Genomic DNA, 18,526 nt, shown 5'->3' with positions numbered 1-18,526 from the left:
TCTATTTCTTCATATTATTTTTATAATGTTATTGGTTGATAAGCTATTTTCTCTAATTTGTGCAAAGATTTTACTAACTCTATATACTTAGTCTTTCTCTTTATTTAATAACCTTTTATAAGACATATCTATCGCAAATGCTCCAAGTGGTGCAGTAAGCACTATTGCAAGTACCGCCACAGTAAGTGTTATCTCTCCACATGCAAGTCCCATACTAAGTGGTATTCCACCTATTGCCGCCTGAACGGTTGCCTTAGGTGTATATGCCATCATAGTAAACATACGCTCCTTACTATCTAGCTTTGTTCCAAGAAGACTTACATATACACCTGCCATTCTGAACATAATTGCACATATTATAAGAATAACTGCCCTAAGCCCTACATTAGACAGATATCCTATATTAACTGTTGCTCCTACAAGAACAAATAGAAATACTTCTGCAACCACCCAAAGTTTATTATATTTTTGTGAGATTCTTAATGATACTTCTTTGCGATATCTCGAAAGTGCAACACCTATGAACATAATTGCTATAAGTGCAGAAAATGTAATCGGAGTATTAAGTGCATCTTCTGCTGTTACAAGAAGAAATGACACCGACAAAATAAGTGCAACTTTAATAGTATCTCTTATATGCATTTTTTCAAAATATCTTGCAAAAAGATATCCTATAATAAGACCTATAAGTATTCCAAGTATAATTGATACCGGAATATTAATAAAACTCATAACAGAGATGCCTTTACCCTGCATTATTCCTGTAAAAGTTGTAAAAAGAACAATTACATATACATCATCAACTGATGCACCGGCAAGAATAACCTGTGGTATACCTTTATCAGTTCCATACCCCTCTTCCATAAGTTTTACCATTCTTGGAACTACAACTGCCGGTGATACTGCTGCAAGAACAGCGCCCATAACTGCTGCTTCCATATAACTTACGCCAAGAAGTCTTGGTGCTAATATTAACATTCCAATAAGTTCGAATGTTGCTGGCACAAAGCACATCATAACTGCCGGTCTTCCAATCTTCTTAAGTCCTGATATATCAAGTCCAAGCCCTGCTCTTGTAAGTATAATTATAAGAGCAATCTTCCTAAGTTCTGATGATATTCCAAGTATGGAATCATCAATAAGATTAAGTACATACGGGCCAAGTATAATTCCCGTAAGTAACATTCCAAGAAGTGATGGCAATTTGCACCTGTTACATATCCATCCAAAAGCCATTCCTACTATTAATATTAATGCGATACTGTACAACATATTTTTTCTCCTTATATATCATCCTATAAGCACTTTCTTGCCATCAAATGCGAATCCATAATGTAGTATTCTCTCCTTTTTTACTCCAAAAGTAAGTAATTCCTCATCATAGTTATTCTCTTCTATCTGTGTAAGTGCCGCTTTTACTGTCTCTTCAAGTGTTCTCTCCTTACGACTGCTTCTTACTTTAAATTCCATTATTATTCCAGGAAGTTCTTCTCTTTTTGGTATCATCATAACATCATATCTTCCAAATCCACTCTCTCTATTTGATCTTAGAATATAATTCTCTGTCTGCTCTGCCATAAGCCCAAGCACAAATCCATGATAGAATCTCTCTGGTTCCTGATATTCTCCTCCAACATCAAAAAAACTGAATGTCGATAGTGTTATTCTGTTCATATAAGCATTCATACTCTCTATATCACCTTTTATAAGCGCCTGCACCAATCTTCCATAAGATTCCTGCACACTTCCAAACCAGTCAATGAACATCTGATTAAACATCGCTCTTGTCTCAAGGTTGGTTATCTTAAGATGATACCATGGTGTTCTAAGTTCACCCCTGTATTCAACTTCACTGGCTGTAAGATATCCTGATGCCATCATAAGACTCCATATTGCACTGTCATTCTTGCCTAACTGGTCAAATACTATCTGTTCGTCAAAATTAACTACTATCTCTTTACTATTTAGCAAATCTTCCATCTTACACTTTATATCAGATGATGCTGTTCTTATTATTCTATTAATCAGACTGTTAGAACTTGTATATGCCCAATATGCACGATACTCTCTCTTATCAAGATAATTCGTTATCGACCATGGATTGTAGATACCACTTATATCTCCGAATGTAAATCCATCATACCACTTCTTAACTTTTTCTTTTTCATCAGACATATTATATACTTCAAGTGCCTTATATACTTCTTCTTCTGTGAATCCAAAACAGTCTTCATACTCTTTAGAAGTTGTCGTAACTACATTAAGATTATTAAGATCAGAGAATATCGACTCTTTAGATACTCTTGTGATTCCTGTCATAAGTGCACGTTCAAGATATGGATTGTTCTTAAATGTTGCATTAAAAATACTTCTTATAAATACTGCAAATTCATCCCAGAATTCACCAGTATAAGCCTCCTGCATCGGTGTATCATATTCATCAAGAAGTATTATTACTTTCTTACCATAATATCTATTAAGATACATACACAAAGCATTAATCGACAATGAAGCTTCAGCATCACTCATATTCATAGTAACACTCTTATATTGCTCTTTTTCATTATCACTTAATAAATCCCAAAGAATCATTTTATTCTGTTCATAAAGTCTTGCTATAAGTGCCTTTATATGCATCTTAACATCATTAGAATTGCCTTCTTTAACGCCTGCAAAACTTAAGAATATAACCGGATATGTTCCCTGAAGTTCTCTGTATTTTACATATCTCCATATATTAAGATTATTAAAAAGTCCACTTTTTTCTGAATATTCAACAGAGAAAAAACATTTTAGCATATCCATATTAAGAGTCTTACCAAAACGTCTCGGTCTGGTTATCAAAGTTACACTATCACCCGACTCCCACCATTCCTTAATCAGGCCAGTCTTATCTATATAAAAATAATTATTTGTAATTAGCTTTTCAAAATCCTGATTACCTATCGTTACAACCTGTCTCATCCTCTCCACCTCTTCTACTATTCAACCGTATATATATACTACCACACCAATATCACATTTTACAAACTTATATTTAATTTACATAACTAATTACCTGCATATAGCAAAAACATAGACTTAAAGTCTTCCCTAATCTTCTAACTTATAACAAAAAAAGATGGCTTGCCATATAGCTAACCATCTTTTTCTATCATACTATCAATCTGCTACTTCTCAATCACTGCAACTTTAATATTCGTCTTATCAGCAGAATATATTCTAATCTCTATATTCTTCTTACCCTCACAGTAATATGAAGTATACTCTCCCTGTGTATCTTCACTTACAATTATAGCATTCTTAAGCTGACCTGTAATTACTTTTCTAGTTGTCTGTGATATCTCATTACCATTAGCATCTGTTATCTTAACTGAATAATTATCAACATATTTTCGTGCAAGTTCAAGCTTGCCACTTATATCTATATTCTGCATATCATCATCAGATTCACTTTTGCTTGCAAATTCAACCTTGCTATCAGTAATATTATCCCCTGTATTACTAATTCGACTTATTCCAAATACGCCAAGCGACACGCACAATATAACAGCTGCTGCCGCAAGCACCATTCTCTCATAATAGACTCTAGGTCTTTTTCTTCCTGTTGGAAGACTCTTAAGACGTTCTGTCAGCTCATCTGAAGCTGTAATCTTATCTGAAGCTTTTGCAAAATCTTTAAAAAATTCTTCTTCGTTCCACATTACGCATCAGCCTCCATCATCTCTTTTAATCTCTCACGTCCACGATGTAAATAGGATCTTACTGTCGTTTCCTTAGTCTTCATAATCTTCGCTATCTCATCAGTCTTTAACTGTTCATAATAGAACAGATTAATCGCTACTCTATACTTCTCTGGAAGTTTCATAACATATTCATAAGCATATCCCTCATTATGCTTATCTTCGTATGAAGCTTCTTCTAATGCATCAAGTCCCTGTGTTCTTCTGTTCCACATAAGATTAAGTATAGACTTACCTCTGTTAGTCGCAACAGTAAGAAGCCATGCTTTTAAATGTTCCTCATCATTAAATATATTACCCTTATTAACTTCATATATCAGTTTTAAGTAAGTATCCTGGACAACTTCCTCAGCGTCCTCTTTATTACCCATTCTAATCATAGCAAGTCGCATAAGCATATTTGAATATTTATCCACAATACTCTCAAAACTATATGTACTTTTTCCACATTGTATGTCCACTTATATACCACCTTTGTAATCTGAATGTATCTAAAACGTCCATTCTTACAGATGTAGTTACAATAATATATTCACAGATATTGTAAAATAATATCATTGTAACCTCTGCATCTGTAAATCCAACCACATTAGGATAATAAATTTTTAATATTAAATCAAGTTTTTTTTAATATTTTATATGATTTAATTATACAATGTTCTTTTCTGTTATAACCACTTTGCTAATTATCATCTCTACTCCCCAACTAATTACGGGATATATAATATAAATAATTCTAATTTAATCACATACATTCTAATGTCTAATTAGTTAAATCTTATACAATGTAATTAATCAAACATCATACATATAATATAATTAATTAGTTAAGTTTCACATATATCATGTCCTGTGCATACATATACTTACATGATTCTATATTAGCTTTAGTAAGTGCATCTGATATGATACCATCAACATCATCCTGTGTTAAATCTGATGCTGTACGGACAACTATACTATCTCCACCTTTAGTAAGTTCATTAGCAAGAATATCAGCTACTTTTGTTTTATCTTCACTATAAAGACCATTAACATTGTAATATTCATAATCCATACCTTCTGAAGTATATTCTGAAGCTACATTATCCATATATGCTTCTGTACTCTTCTGTACATATAATGATGCTACATCATCTGGAAGGTTAACATACATATTTTTAATCATATCGCTGTCATTATTAGTTACATCTAACATATACCAGCCACCGTCAAGTTTTACTCTGTTCCATTCATGATTAACATTCTGCATCTTACCAGTCTCAATAATAGCTTCAAGTCCACATTCCTGTGCTATAAGAAGAAATGCTTCTGCATAAGATTCACATACACCTACATTCTCACATAAGATACCATAAGGTGTGAATGAATTAGGATATTCATATACAACATTATCATCAATAGTTCCTTCATCACTTATTGCTTCTAAAATCTTATCATTATAAGCTGCATTCTCACACAGATAATCATTAATTGCTATCTCTTTCTCATAATCACTCATTCCATCTTTTATTATTGAATCAGATATCTCTTTTGCTTTAGCAAGAGAATCTTCCTGCATCTTGTCAGTAGCATCTGCATCAAGAACATAACTTATAAGAAGATCATTATTAGCATAATCAAGTCTTACATCATCAATAATACCTATAAGAGGATTCTGATTATATGCTTCAAGATAAGCATCAAGAAGATAATCACTATCAGAAGCTTCATTGAATTCAGAAAGACTAATCTTCTCTTCATGATTTAACATATTAACTGCAAGCCACTCACTTAATGCATTATTAGCAGTTATTTTAAAATCATGATTCATCTGTATTGATGAATTAGTACTACTAGTATCTTTAGTATTATCTTTAGAAGATGCTGATTGTGATTCGTCTTCCTTAGTATCTTTTTCTGTTTCTTTATCTGTTGTTTTTTCTGTAGTTTTTTCTGTAGTTTTCTCTGTTACGTTCTCTTTAGTAACTTCTTCTGTTTCTTTATCTGTTGACTTTTCTGTATCTTTCTCTGTTACATCTTCTTTAGTATCTGTCTCTGGTTCACCGTCTTCTGTATATTTTTCATCATCTTTATTATCAGAAGTTCCATTATCATCTACATCATTACCTGGAACATAAGGTATATCAATAGTTGGAGTTACGCCACCTGACTTACCACTTATCTCATCCTGTCTGTCTGTAAGTTCTGACATCTGTGCTCTGAATGTATTTTCATCCATTCCGTCAAAACGTATACTCGACATTGATATATTAAGTCCAACAATTGAAGGCTGAATATAACCACCACCCGCTGGATAGAATACTATCTCTTTGTCACGATAATCAATAGGATATTCTGCAAGTGATCCATCAAGCATCTCAACTGTTACATAAGCAGGAAGATCAAGCACATTATGAATTGTATAATTATTTTCAAAATAAAAATCATGTCTTACAGGTATCTGATTAGCAATATCATCAATATCAACAATATTACTCATAGGAGATAATGTTCCGTCAGCTTTCTTAGCTACTACAAAATAGCCGCTGCCAGTCATAAGTGTAGTATTCATTGACATTAATTTACCTTTATCAAATGCAGATTCTGAATTAGGTCTGTCTTTAGCTGACTGAAAGTCATAGTAATTACATACTGTCTTATCTGTTGTATATTGAAGCCTTGCATAATCCATATCATAATAATATACATCATAAGAATCAGCACCATCAACAGCTGTCCAGCTAAGTGAATATACTCCATCTGTACCAACTGACTGTGTAAGTGTAGATGTCTGCATCTCATTCTTAATTGTAAATACTGTAACTATTGGTTTATCAAGCTTACTTCCATCTTCTAATGAAACATACTGTACAAGATAGAACTTACTCTTAGCTCCCCATGTTCCATCCTGTGCAGACTCACTTTCTCCATTCACGAGATCAAAAGCAAGTGTTGGACTGATCTTTATTGTTCTGTCTGAATAATCATCATCAATATTAATACTTACTTTTCCAATATCTTTAAAGTCAGGATCAGTAAAGACTGCAAATGTCTCTACAACACCTGCATCCCAAAAGCCTTCAGGTACATCTGTATATTCAAATACATAATCCTTAGGTACATTATATACAGGCTCTGCATATTCATAAAGCTCACTTGATGCATAATTAGCTTTGATATCAAGTACAGTCTGATTTCCTGACTTTTTAGCATCAGTCTTTTTCTCTGCAATCTCTGTTTCTACTTCTGTCTTTTTGTCAAAAATATTATCAACTTTTGTCTCTTTTGCATTCTGGCAGCCTGTTGCCATACTAAGGCACAATGTAAGTGCCACCATTTTCTTCCAATTTTTTTTCATCTTTATATCTCTCCTTTTATATAAGTGCATTGTCATCTTAATAACTAATCTTCTTAATATCCAGATAAGTCCTGGTTAATCAATACACTACATCCCTCTTTTTATATCTGTTTCTTAAGTGCTTACATATATAACACTTTCTAGAGATACAAAATGTTGCAAAAAAAGAAAAAAATTTTTAACTTCATCTGAAGCCCCAGTAAATAAGCCATTCTTAAGACTTACTGACTGTGATGTCTTCTCTTTAATAAGTTCATCATTAGCCTTAATATACTCCTTAAATTCTCTTGCTGAGATAAGTGTACATCCCTGCCCCTGAATAATTATCTGCTCTAGTCCATCTGACGTTACAACAGTTACATCATATCTTCTTCCATTCTCATGTGCGAACTTCTCAATATACTGGTCTGCTGTCTCTGCCTCCTTAGTATATACAACATGAATATTATGATAATCAAAAAACTCTGTCTTATGATTCTCCACTCTATAAGCATCAAATACAACAATAAGATTACACTTCTTAACTCCCTGATAATTGCACATAATATCAAGCAGTCTGTCTCTTGCTCCGTCTATATTAGTCTTAGCTAACTCATTAAGTTCGTCCCATGCAAATATAACATTATAGCCATCTATAAGAAGATACTTCTCTTTGCCTGCATTATTCTTAACATTCTTCTTAACACCAAAATCTCTTGATATAGCGAATTCCATATCTTCTTTAACACGCTTATTTCTTCGCCATTTGGCATTAGATGCTCCTCTGTTGGCAAAAAAAGTCTTATTAATGATATCATCTATCTCATCAAGATCTATAACACCCTCAGACACTCTGTTAAGAGGATTATTCTCTATTATATCAAGATTATTCTTATTCTTAACTGCAAGAACACTCTCAACGTGCATATATGAATATACTTCATTCCATGGTACAAGATATCCCGAACCATGTGCACAAAATACTGATCCTGTAGGATTTGCAATGTCACTTTCAGAATCATAATTATACTTAGCAATAACTTCATCTTCATTATGACATAGGTCATACCCTTTAAGAGTAAGATTAAGTCTTCCATGACCTTTTGAATAAGCTATCACTTCATTCTGATAATCATGCATAAGTGATACCGGAGCACTTCCTGTTATAACAGCCATTCCATTAGAAGTTACAGGCATCTCAAACTTGCCATGCATCTTCTCAATATCCATCATTGCTCGTCCAATATTAACTTCCGGAACTTCAAGTCTGAACTCATAATAAGGCTCAAGAAGTCTCGACTTAGCCATCTTAAGACCTTGTCTTATCGCTCTGTAAGTAGCCTGTCTGAAATCACCGCCTTCAGTATGCTTAATATGCGCTCTTCCTGTTACGAGTATAATATTAATATCTGTCACCGGCGAACCTGTAAGAACACCTCTGTGTTCTCTCTCTTCTATATGTGTAACAATAAGTCTCTGCCAGTTCTTATCAAGAATATCTTCACTGCAATCTGTATATACATGCACACCACTTCCACGAGGAGCAGGTTCAAGTATAAGATGAACTTCAGCATAATGCCTTAGTGGTTCAAAATGTCCAACACCTTCAACTACATTCTCAATAGTCTCTTTATATACAATATTACCTGCACCAAAAGTAATATCAACACCAAATCTCTCTTTTATAACACTCTTTAATATCTCAAGCTGGACTTCTCCCATTATCTTTGCCTGAATCTCTTTTAATTCCTCATCCCATACAATGCTAAGCTTTGGATCTTCTTCTTCAAGCATTCTAAGTTTTGGCAACATCTGTGTCTCACTTATACTATCCGGAAGATTAATCTTATATGTAAGAACAGGCTCTAGATAGCTCTGATTGTCCGAATATTCATATCCAAATCCTTCCCCACAATATGTATAATTAAGTCCTGTTAGCGCACATACCATTCCTGCACATGCTTCATTGACAGTCTCATACTTATCACCGGAATACAGCCTAATCTGATTAATCTTCTCTCTCCATTCTCTGCCATCCGTATCTCCTGTTAATTCAGTCTTAACTCTAAGAGTTCCACCGGTCACTTTAATATGAGTGAGTCTTGTTCCATCAGCTTCTCTTGTTATCTTATATACTCTTGCTCCGAACTCTTTGCTATACTCTGGTCTAAGTGTATATGTATATAATCCCTGCATGAACTCATCAATGCCTGTAAGCCTTAATGCTGAACCAAAAAAACATGGAAATATCTTTCTCTCAACAATAAGTCCCTGTATATCTTCAATACTAACAGTCATATTATCAAGATAATCTTCCATGACATGTTCATCACTCATCGCTATATTCTCATAGAATTCTTCACTGTCTGTATCTGTAAAATCAACACATGAATCTGTAAGCTTCTCTCTTATATCTTCAAGTATCTTCTCTTTATCTGTTCCATTCTGATCCATCTTATTAACAAATATGAATACAGGAACATTATATTCCCTAAGCAATTTCCAAAGTGTCTCTGTATGTCCCTGTACACCATCTGCGCCACTTATAATAAGTATCGCATAATCAAGCACTCTAAGTGTTCTCTCCATCTCTGCTGAAAAATCGACATGTCCCGGTGTATCAAGTAATGTTATATCAAGGTCATCAATCTTAAGTTCTGCCTGACTTGAGAATATTGTTATTCCTCTCGCACGTTCAAGCTCGTTCGTATCAAGGTGCGCATCTTTATTATCTACACGACCTATCTTCCTTATCGCACCAGACTTATACATAAGTCCTTCGGACAGAGTCGTCTTACCTGCATCAACATGAGCAAGTATTCCAAATATTAATCTATTCATAAAAAATCATCCCATATACTATAATTTTATTATATGATGCCAGGGTCTAAAGGTCTAAACCCAAATGAGCTTGCTCATAGGTGGGTGAAAGACCTTGGGACCCGCCCCGATATGAGCATAAAAGTGGGATGATAATCCCACAATATGCGAATACCCGGTAGAATTGTGTGAGTGCGTAGCACGGAACAATTCGTAGGCATCAATTAAGTATACATTATTTTGATATTCTATACAAATAGTTATTATTTATGTATTTTTTTACCATCTGTTCAATTAACATCTGTGCTACTATTTCTTATACCATCTTTTGTATACCATATAAGTTCATTATTATTAATAAACACTACCGAAATTTCTCTATCATCCACAACATTCTCATTCTCTTTAGAATAGCTCTTAAGTCTTCCATCACTAATATTAACATATACAATCATATCTTTCCAAAAGACATAATTACTTATATAATTATCCATAACTTTCTCTTTGTCACCCGTTGTAAGATTATATCTTATAAGTTTAGATGTCCTATCTATATAGTACAGCCAATTATCCTTAAGCCCACATTCACTTCCTGCTTCGTCAATAATCTTTTCTTCCCTAGTTTCTATATTATATAGATGAATACTGTCTATTGCTGTATATACAAGAAGATTACCTGCCACGAATTGAAAGTTTGGCAACATAACTTCATTATTAACCGTTACAATATCTTTCATATCAAGATAGCTATCTTCTTCTGTTTTGCTCTTATATATACACTCTGACAAAAAAGTCTCCTTATCAAACTTGTATATTGCAAAATAAGTCTCTGCATCATTATCATAGTCTACACTATAATATATATCACCATCGCTTATACATACTTTACTAACAAAACTTCCATTATCATATATTTTGTCTATTGGCTCATTATTAAATGGAATTGTAGCAGTACCGGTATCAATTACATAATTCATATCTTCCATTTTTATACTATAATCATCACATATCATACTCTCATATGCCAGACAATCTCCGGGAGAATATATAACATTATCAATATTATATCCTGATGAACAACCTGTTAATGGACACAACATAATTATTATTGCAGCTACTTTTTTTAACTTTATAAAACGTTCATTATTCTTCAGGGATATTTTTCTTTGACCTATTATTATACATACTATTAACATCATAATAAATATTAAAGAATATCTTGTAAGTTCTCTTCTTCCATATATACACAATTCATCCATATAATCATCTACACCTGCAATATAACCACCATCTGTTACAAAACCTGATGGCATTAATAATTTTAATCTAGTTGATTTACTCATAACCATTACCGGAATAATTGTATATATAAACAGAAAAATATGTGTAAAAAATCTATTTCTAATAAAAACAGAAAAAACAAAACCTTCAAATATTAAAAGTGACAATCCTAAAAACCACTGAAACACCTTTAACATATATATTACTATTAATGAACTATTAAATACAACATTCTCAAACACTTCAATATTATGGACTTTAACCAAATAATCATTAAATCCCATTCTCACAAGATAATATATATATTCTATCACACCCATAAATATACTTATAATTGCCGCAAATATTATCAATGCAACTATTTTACTACTATATAATCTCATTTTTCCATTCTTACTTGTTGATGTAATCATATCCATCCTGCTCTCATAATCTCTTGTATACACAGGAACCATCACAAGTATAATAAGTAACAAAAGTCCATATCTTGTAATCTGACCTGCCAATAGATTAACCCATGAATTAGGATATATTATTCGATCTGCATCCTTAGAATTAGTAACATAATCTGCCTGATTTTTTATATAATTGAGAACTCGGATATCCTTTTGATAAGGTACAGTCTTTACAAGTGTTTCTTCAAATTCAGCAAATGACACTTCTTTATTATCAAATGCTTTTGAGATCTTGTCTTTATAATCAAACATATCATTTATCTCATGTATCTTTGTATCAAGTGCTTCAATCTTAACACCATTAATTATCCCACCATACTCGCTAAGATACTGAGAATAGATATTATAGTTTCTTTCATTAAATGCTTCACATCGCAATGTTCCTGCATTGTTAAGCATTACTATCTCCAATCCAAAACATAATATTATATATATCCAATTTTTCCTGCTCCTAATAATACTCTTAAATTCATACATCCACATAATATTCTTCTCCATCATCTGTATATATTATATCACTGATTTGTAACATCTTAATATAACTAATAGCATTAGCATAGACACTAGTGGTATAATTCCTATTAATATCATAATGCTAATGTCCGTAAATAGATAATCTTTAATAATATACACATTTCTACTTCTAAACATTCTATAATTGTCAAAAGACTTAACCGGATACCTCAATACAATACTTAGAATAAAAGCTAAGCCATATGCCAATATCGTATTTCTAACAAGAAGAACACATATTGCCACTATCAGTGACACCATAATACAACCTAGTATTTTAAGTAACAAATCTATTAGCATAGCCGATATTATACTACCATTATATAAAGTATCTGCATATTCTTTTACACTATAAAGTGGCTGTGATATACCATCAAACCTATATATAATATAAAAAGTAATCAATTCAAGTATTCTAAAGAAAATCTCTGATATTACTGTTATAATCAAAACACTAATTACTTTAATTACATTAAGTCTATTTTTTCCATAATATGTTGTATTAACAATTCTATACATCTCTGTTTTTCTGTCATTAATCCACAGTATATTGATTGACATAATTATGATTATAATTACTATTATTGTCGAATAATCATATTTTAGATATTCATCTATTCCATCTGTTTCATAATAGCAATCTATATGCCTGTCTCGAAATATATTCGCAATACATATGCTATTAATATATCTATTCTGTTGATTAATAAGATTATATGTATACGCATTATCAAGTGCCATATCCACAACATCTTTTGCACGCTTTTCATAATCTCTATTATTGTTAATTGTATTAATCGCCACTTCAGGATACAGACCATAAACTTCCATATTCAACTTGGCTTCCTGTAATGTCTTCACCTTTTCACTTGTTATATCTCCACGAATATCATTATATAATCTACGATAATTATCATATTGTTTACTACTTATATAATTAATCTGACCAATATTCTTACTAATCATTACAAATATATCAAGGCAAAAAAATAAAACCAGAAATACCACAATAAATTTGTTATTCACTATTTTTTTAAGTTCATATCTTATCATTGCTTCTTATCTCCCAATTATCCACCTGTTCACAATATCAATCAGTATTGTAAAACACATAAATTAATATATATCCGTCCTCATAGATTAATACTCTAGTTACAGCATATAATAGAGAAATACATCTTCAAGTCCAGGCTCTACAATAATCGCATCAGTTATATTATCAAGAAAACCTCTCACTTTATAACTTCCATCCTCATATATTGCATTACTAATTCTCTGCCTATTAATCCTATGATACTCATCTTCACTTATCACTGCTTCTTTTACTTTACCATTAATATTATTAATAAGATTATCTGATGTGTCTATTGCAAGTATCTTTCCTCTATGCAAGAATATAATATTCTTTGCAACATTCTCAATATCAGGAATTATATGTGTTGCAAGAAGCACTATCTTATCTTTTGATAAATCTGTCAAAATATTACGGAATCTTATTCTCTCACTTGGATCAAGTCCTGCTGTCGGCTCATCTAATATGAGCAATTTGGGCTCATTTAAAAGAGCCTGTGCAATTCCAAGTCTTTGTCTCATTCCACCAGAAAAAGCTCCTATTTTTTTATGTTTTTCATCTGATAATCCAACAAATTCCAAGAGCATATCTACCCGCTCCTTATACTCCTTTTTTTTCATTCCTTTAATAAGTGCCATATATTCAAGAAAATCCTTTGAATAAAAGTCACTGTATAATGTTGGAAATTGTGGTAAATATCCTATATTATCATAATAGCTATTTCCAAGCTTATTAATATCCTTGCCATTCCATGTAACACTGCCATTTTTAGGTCTTAGCAGACCTGTTATAAGACCAATAAGTGTTGTCTTACCTGCACCATTCTCTCCTATAAGTCCATATATTCCAGCTTCCAATTCAATATTAATATCATAAAGTACCTGATGTTTTCCATAGAATACATCTGCATTATTAACATTAAGCATACTCACACCACCTGTCAGTCTATTTTTTTAAAAATAATTTATCTGATATTATCGGGGATATAATACTGTCCTTATATTCACCGTCCGCAACTGCAATTGCATATACTATAGAATATTTGCCAATATCCATATCAGATATATCTGCAGTCACATCTACAACAGATAACTTACCATCCTCGACTGTAACTTTAGCACAATCATGTCCGTCAAATGCTTTAACTACTTTATTATCAACAAAAAAATACACATTATACTTATTATACTCTCCACCCATAATATCAATTTTTATGTTAATCTTATTATCTTCTGATTGAATCCATTTACTATCTTCATCTTCTCTTTCGAATCTAAAATATGCTTTACTACTAAAAGGATTGTTATCATCCGATATCCCATTTTTACTCTTAAATTCTTCACTCATATCCTGCTTATTATCCATTAATACATAATCATTCATCTCTACATCTTTAACTGCATCAAACGTCTGCGCAACCGGTGAAGAAGTTCTAAAACTTAATCCTTCATCTACAGTATTCTCTGTTATTTCATAGGTTGGATTAAGCAAAGACATTATATCAACTCTGATTTTTTCATCTGCCCTAGATGAGATTACACCTAATGCTATATCATACATATCCTCTTCATCTGTATTAATAATATTAACAGTCTGTTCTTTTTCTCCATTAATTGATACTGGTTGAAGATACCCATCTACAAAACAGATAACTCCCATATCTACATTCGGCTCTGATGTACTTAGAATAATCTTATCTTTAACAATTCCATTATCATCTGAACTTAAAGCCACATTATCACTCCATCCAAAACCGGAAGTCAGACCATTCAATCTATCTGTTTCATTATATATCTGTTCTGATGTTTCAGCACTCTCATTAACATCACTAACTTGTGTCATATTATTTACTTTCGTACAGCCTGTTAAAGCTGTCACTAATACTGCTTCTAATATTAAAAAATTTTTTAATACCTTTTTATTCATCATATCATATTCTCCCTGCTCTTTTTCTTCATCTATATATTCTACTAATATTCAACTGTATGAACTATAATATCAGCTCCGTTTTTTACTTCTCCATCATATTCATAATTCATAATAAATTTATATTTTTCACATATCTTGGCATATATAAACCATTCATTTTCTTCATTATCAATTACTTTTTCTACTTCACCAGTTGTAACATCATATATTCTTCCTATCATCTTAGCATCTGTTATCATAACTTCACCACTATTTGACAATACTATTAATTCTGCTTCCTTGCTGTCTTCAAAGTTTCTCTCCTGCTCATCGCCATTAATAGATACTACTGTATACTGTGTTGTTAGAGTACTCTGCTGACCATATATTACGCTCTCTTCTCTGTCTGTAATAATAAGAGTATTATCCGCTGCAATAATTCTACCAGCTTCTGTATCTAATGTATCTTCTGCCTTATCTGATAATGCCATCTTTAACACCCCATAACTACTCTCATCTGGATTGATTCCAAAATAACTTACCTGCGCATATATGAATTCATTATTAATAATCTCTATTTTATCAATATCTATTATCTGATTTCCATAAACTGTATCTTCGTCAAATCTCCTTATACTCTTCTTCTCTCCATCTCTATCTTCTATAAATGAATTATCTGCCATCTTATAATAATACATTGCATCATTATTATATGTATATACTCCAGATATATCATTATATTCTGCTATCTGATTCATTGATGTATCTAATACAATAACTGTTCCACTATCTAATATATCAAGTATATTATCAACTAATATTCTATCATTATGAATATAAATATTCTCAGTATCTCCTGCTTTTATATCAATCTTCTTGCTATTACTTTCACCGGTTTGCATATCATACCTAAGAAGTTCTATTCCTGTTTCTTTATCTGAACTTAATATATATGCATAATCTTCATAAAAATCTATTCCTCTGATAATAGCATGTTCTGATATTTCATTTATTTTATTTTCTATAGATGATATTATCTCTTTTGAAGTCTTTGATTCATATAGACTATTCTCTTGTGCACTATCTGTTACATTATCCATGGTACTATCTGTTGTTACATTAATATTTTCATTAGCAGTATCACTATTTTGTACACTACAGCCTGATATTATAAATGTTAATGCTAATACTGCCAACATTGTTCTCTTCATAAAAACACCCTCTCTCTATTTTTTCTTTTTCATATAAATATTATCTTATTGTTGCCCATTCGTCCATGTCGTTCGTGTCGTTTAAGACGTCGTTCGTGTCGTTTTGCATATTTTTGTATACGCATTATCCGACATCAATCGTCTTCTTCTCCATTACATAGCAATTCGTGAAATTTTCTGGTAAATATCTGCTTGTACTTTCTTCCTACTGGTATAATATGGTTTTTAATTCTTATTATACTAGCAGTCCTGTCATATGTATCTATCGCTTTCATATTAACAATATACTGCTTATGTACTCTCTCGAATTCTTTTCCCCAGCTAATTACAACATCTTCCATGGAGTATTGTCTTGTATATATACATTTATCAGTGCAATATATTATTAATACATGTGCCTTGGATGTTATGTATAATACATCTTCTTCATATATATGATGTATCACTCTGTTAACATCTGTCATTTTTATTTTACTACTATCAATATAACTTATCTTCTGTAATTCTTCACTTCTTTCTACTAATCTAATCCCTCTTTGCATGTCACACCTCATTCGCTTTATATATATATATATATATATTGTATCATACACAATTTAAAAAATCTCACATTTTGCGTACTTTGCACTTATTCTTGCGTACTTTGCATTTTTAACACTTTCTCCATAATTTATTCACCTTTATTTTGCATTTTATCCATCATTTATTCACAATATGTTCGCTTTTTGTGTTTTTCTTTTTAGAAGTTTTTAGATTTTTTATCATTTTTGTAATTCTTGTCGCATTTTAAATTAGAATTGTATATCCACCATTGTTGTGATTTTTAACTGCATCGCACGCATTTTAATATACCAAAAACGCTATGCTGAATTTTAGATATCTAAGAAGTTAACTTAACCTATCTGAATTTTGCATAGCGTTTTTGTATATTATATTATTGCATTAACTATTGTTATTGTTCTTTATCTCCAATCCACGTCTACGGCATTTAATGCTTTTTCTCTAAGTGTTGCAAGCCTTTTTAATGCTTCGATTAATGTATCATCTTTCTTAGCATAGTGAAAACGAATCAGATTATGTACATCTTCCTTGAAGAAGCTTGAACCCGGCACTGCTGCCACACCTACATATTCTGCCATCCATTCACAGAATCTGACATCATCTTTTACGCCGAATTCACTTACATCAACAAGCACATAATATGCCCCCTGTGGCTCTGTAAATCTAAGTCCAAGCGATTTAAGTCCTCCGACAAATAATTCTTTCATATGTGTATAATGAGCTTTGAGTTCATCATAATAACTATCATCAAATAGTAACCCTGTCACTGCTGCTTCCATAAGTGGTGCTGCTGCTCCTACTGTAAGAAAATCATGGACTTTCTTAACTCTATCTGTAATCTTTTTATTTGCAATTACATATCCAAGTCTCCATCCTGTAATCGAATATGTCTTAGATAATGAATTACATACAATTGTTCTCTCTCTCATACCAGGAAGTGATGCCATATATATATGTCTGTTCGGCTCATATACTATATGTTCATATACTTCATCTGTTATAACATACGCATCATATTTTTTAGCAAGTTCTGCTATTATCATAAGTTCATCGTATGTAAATACTTTACCGCATGGATTAGATGGATTGCATAATATAAGTGCCTTTGCTCCCTGTCTGAATGCTTCTTCAAGAACTTCTCTGTCAAAGTTGAATTCTGGTGGTACAAGTGGTACATATATAGGCTCTGCCCCGGATAGAATAGTATCTGCGCCATAATTTTCATAAAAAGGTGAGAATATCACAACTTTATCTTTTGGATTAGTAATACTCATCATTGCCGCCATCATAGCTTCTGTGCTTCCACAAGTAACGACTATCTCTGATTCAGGATCTATATTAATTCCTGAGAAATGTTCATATTTTCTAGCAAGTGCTTCTCTAAAATTCTTCGCTCCCCATGTAAGTGCATACTGATGAGGACCACTCTTTGCAACTTCACTTAATCTGTCCGTAATCTCTCTTGGTGGATCAAAATCCGGAAAGCCCTGTGACAGATTAACTGCACCATATCTATTAGCGATTCTTGTCATTCTTCGTATAACTGAATCTGTAAAATTCGCTGTTCTATCACTTAATTCTCTCATTTTTTACCTCTTTCATATATTTTATTATACATTTGTAATACTCTTAATCTTAGCAAA

Annotated in this window: 13 protein-coding genes; all 13 read right to left on the bottom strand. The window is 32.1% G+C overall.

The genetic code is table 11. The annotated features are described in order from the left end of the window. Positions 1-87: 87 nt before the first annotated feature. Positions 88-1,272 carry a sodium:proton antiporter gene (locus KQI85_RS06175; protein WP_216575215.1) on the bottom strand — a complete coding sequence of 395 codons (1,185 nt, stop codon included), beginning with the start codon at positions 1,270-1,272 and terminating at the stop codon, positions 88-90. 18 nt (positions 1,273-1,290) lie between these two features. Beyond that, positions 1,291-2,964 (bottom strand): AAA family ATPase, encoded by a 1,674-nt coding sequence (locus tag KQI85_RS06170; protein WP_216575214.1) that lies wholly within the window; start codon positions 2,962-2,964, stop codon positions 1,291-1,293. A 206-nt stretch (positions 2,965-3,170) separates the two neighbouring features. Then, on the bottom strand, positions 3,171-3,704 hold the full coding sequence (locus KQI85_RS06165; RefSeq protein WP_216575213.1) for a hypothetical protein: 534 nt from the start codon (positions 3,702-3,704) through the stop codon (positions 3,171-3,173). Then, positions 3,704-4,204, bottom strand: coding sequence for a sigma-70 family RNA polymerase sigma factor (locus tag KQI85_RS06160; protein WP_216575212.1), 501 nt, complete (start codon positions 4,202-4,204; stop codon positions 3,704-3,706). Before KQI85_RS06160 ends, KQI85_RS06165 begins: the two co-directional genes overlap by 1 nt. 362 nt (positions 4,205-4,566) lie before the next feature. Continuing rightward, the gene (locus KQI85_RS06155; RefSeq protein ID WP_216575211.1) at positions 4,567-7,083 is read right to left on the bottom strand and encodes a transglutaminase domain-containing protein; all 2,517 of its coding nucleotides are present in this window, start codon (positions 7,081-7,083) and stop codon (positions 4,567-4,569) included. A gap of 114 nt (positions 7,084-7,197) precedes the next feature. Beyond that, positions 7,198-9,903 (bottom strand): translation factor GTPase family protein, encoded by a 2,706-nt coding sequence (locus KQI85_RS06150; RefSeq protein ID WP_216575210.1) that lies wholly within the window; start codon positions 9,901-9,903, stop codon positions 7,198-7,200. Positions 9,904-10,172: 269 nt separating this feature from the next. Next, a complete protein-coding gene (locus KQI85_RS06145) occupies positions 10,173-12,101 on the bottom strand; it encodes a DUF5050 domain-containing protein (protein ID WP_216575209.1) in 1,929 nt (642 codons plus the stop codon). 27 nt (positions 12,102-12,128) lie between these two features. Further along, a complete protein-coding gene (locus KQI85_RS06140) occupies positions 12,129-13,184 on the bottom strand; it encodes a hypothetical protein (protein WP_216575208.1) in 1,056 nt (351 codons plus the stop codon). A 99-nt stretch (positions 13,185-13,283) separates the two neighbouring features. Further along, the gene (locus KQI85_RS06135) at positions 13,284-14,129 is read right to left on the bottom strand and encodes an ATP-binding cassette domain-containing protein (protein ID WP_216575207.1); all 846 of its coding nucleotides are present in this window, start codon (positions 14,127-14,129) and stop codon (positions 13,284-13,286) included. A 19-nt stretch (positions 14,130-14,148) separates the two neighbouring features. Continuing rightward, complete coding sequence (locus KQI85_RS06130) at positions 14,149-15,132, bottom strand: hypothetical protein (RefSeq protein ID WP_216575206.1); 984 nt, start codon at positions 15,130-15,132, stop codon at positions 14,149-14,151. Between the two features lie 41 nt (positions 15,133-15,173). Next, on the bottom strand, positions 15,174-16,322 hold the full coding sequence (locus KQI85_RS06125; protein ID WP_216575205.1) for a hypothetical protein: 1,149 nt from the start codon (positions 16,320-16,322) through the stop codon (positions 15,174-15,176). Between the two features lie 134 nt (positions 16,323-16,456). Further along, a complete protein-coding gene (locus tag KQI85_RS06120) occupies positions 16,457-16,864 on the bottom strand; it encodes a LytTR family DNA-binding domain-containing protein (protein WP_216575204.1) in 408 nt (135 codons plus the stop codon). A 420-nt stretch (positions 16,865-17,284) separates the two neighbouring features. Continuing rightward, positions 17,285-18,469: a pyridoxal phosphate-dependent aminotransferase gene (locus KQI85_RS06115; protein WP_216575203.1), complete on the bottom strand. Its 1,185-nt coding sequence runs from the start codon at positions 18,467-18,469 to the stop codon at positions 17,285-17,287. Positions 18,470-18,526 lie beyond the last annotated feature (57 nt).

It is taken from the genome of Falcatimonas sp. MSJ-15 (assembly GCF_018918265.1).
Classification (GTDB): domain Bacteria; phylum Bacillota; class Clostridia; order Lachnospirales; family Lachnospiraceae; genus Falcatimonas.
This window is presented reverse-complemented; position numbering and strand designations above follow the sequence as displayed.

Bases quoted from the DNA above. Each gene is read 5' to 3' on its own strand.
- KQI85_RS06125 (WP_216575205.1), bottom strand. From the start codon at position 16,322: ATGAAGAGAACAATGTTGGCAGTATTAGCATTAACATTTATAATATCA.
- KQI85_RS06155 (WP_216575211.1), bottom strand. From the start codon at position 7,083: ATGAAAAAAAATTGGAAGAAAATGGTGGCACTTACATTGTGCCTTAGT.
- KQI85_RS06140 (WP_216575208.1), bottom strand. From the start codon at position 13,184: ATGATAAGATATGAACTTAAAAAAATAGTGAATAACAAATTTATTGTG.
- KQI85_RS06145 (WP_216575209.1), bottom strand. From the start codon at position 12,101: ATGTGGATGTATGAATTTAAGAGTATTATTAGGAGCAGGAAAAATTGG.
- KQI85_RS06170 (WP_216575214.1), bottom strand. From the start codon at position 2,964: ATGAGACAGGTTGTAACGATAGGTAATCAGGATTTTGAAAAGCTAATT.
- KQI85_RS06175 (WP_216575215.1), bottom strand. From the start codon at position 1,272: ATGTTGTACAGTATCGCATTAATATTAATAGTAGGAATGGCTTTTGGA.
- KQI85_RS06165 (WP_216575213.1), bottom strand. From the start codon at position 3,704: ATGTGGAACGAAGAAGAATTTTTTAAAGATTTTGCAAAAGCTTCAGAT.
- KQI85_RS06115 (WP_216575203.1), bottom strand. From the start codon at position 18,469: ATGAGAGAATTAAGTGATAGAACAGCGAATTTTACAGATTCAGTTATA.
- KQI85_RS06120 (WP_216575204.1), bottom strand. From the start codon at position 16,864: ATGCAAAGAGGGATTAGATTAGTAGAAAGAAGTGAAGAATTACAGAAG.
- KQI85_RS06130 (WP_216575206.1), bottom strand. From the start codon at position 15,132: ATGATGAATAAAAAGGTATTAAAAAATTTTTTAATATTAGAAGCAGTA.
- KQI85_RS06150 (WP_216575210.1), bottom strand. From the start codon at position 9,903: ATGAATAGATTAATATTTGGAATACTTGCTCATGTTGATGCAGGTAAG.
- KQI85_RS06135 (WP_216575207.1), bottom strand. From the start codon at position 14,129: ATGCTTAATGTTAATAATGCAGATGTATTCTATGGAAAACATCAGGTA.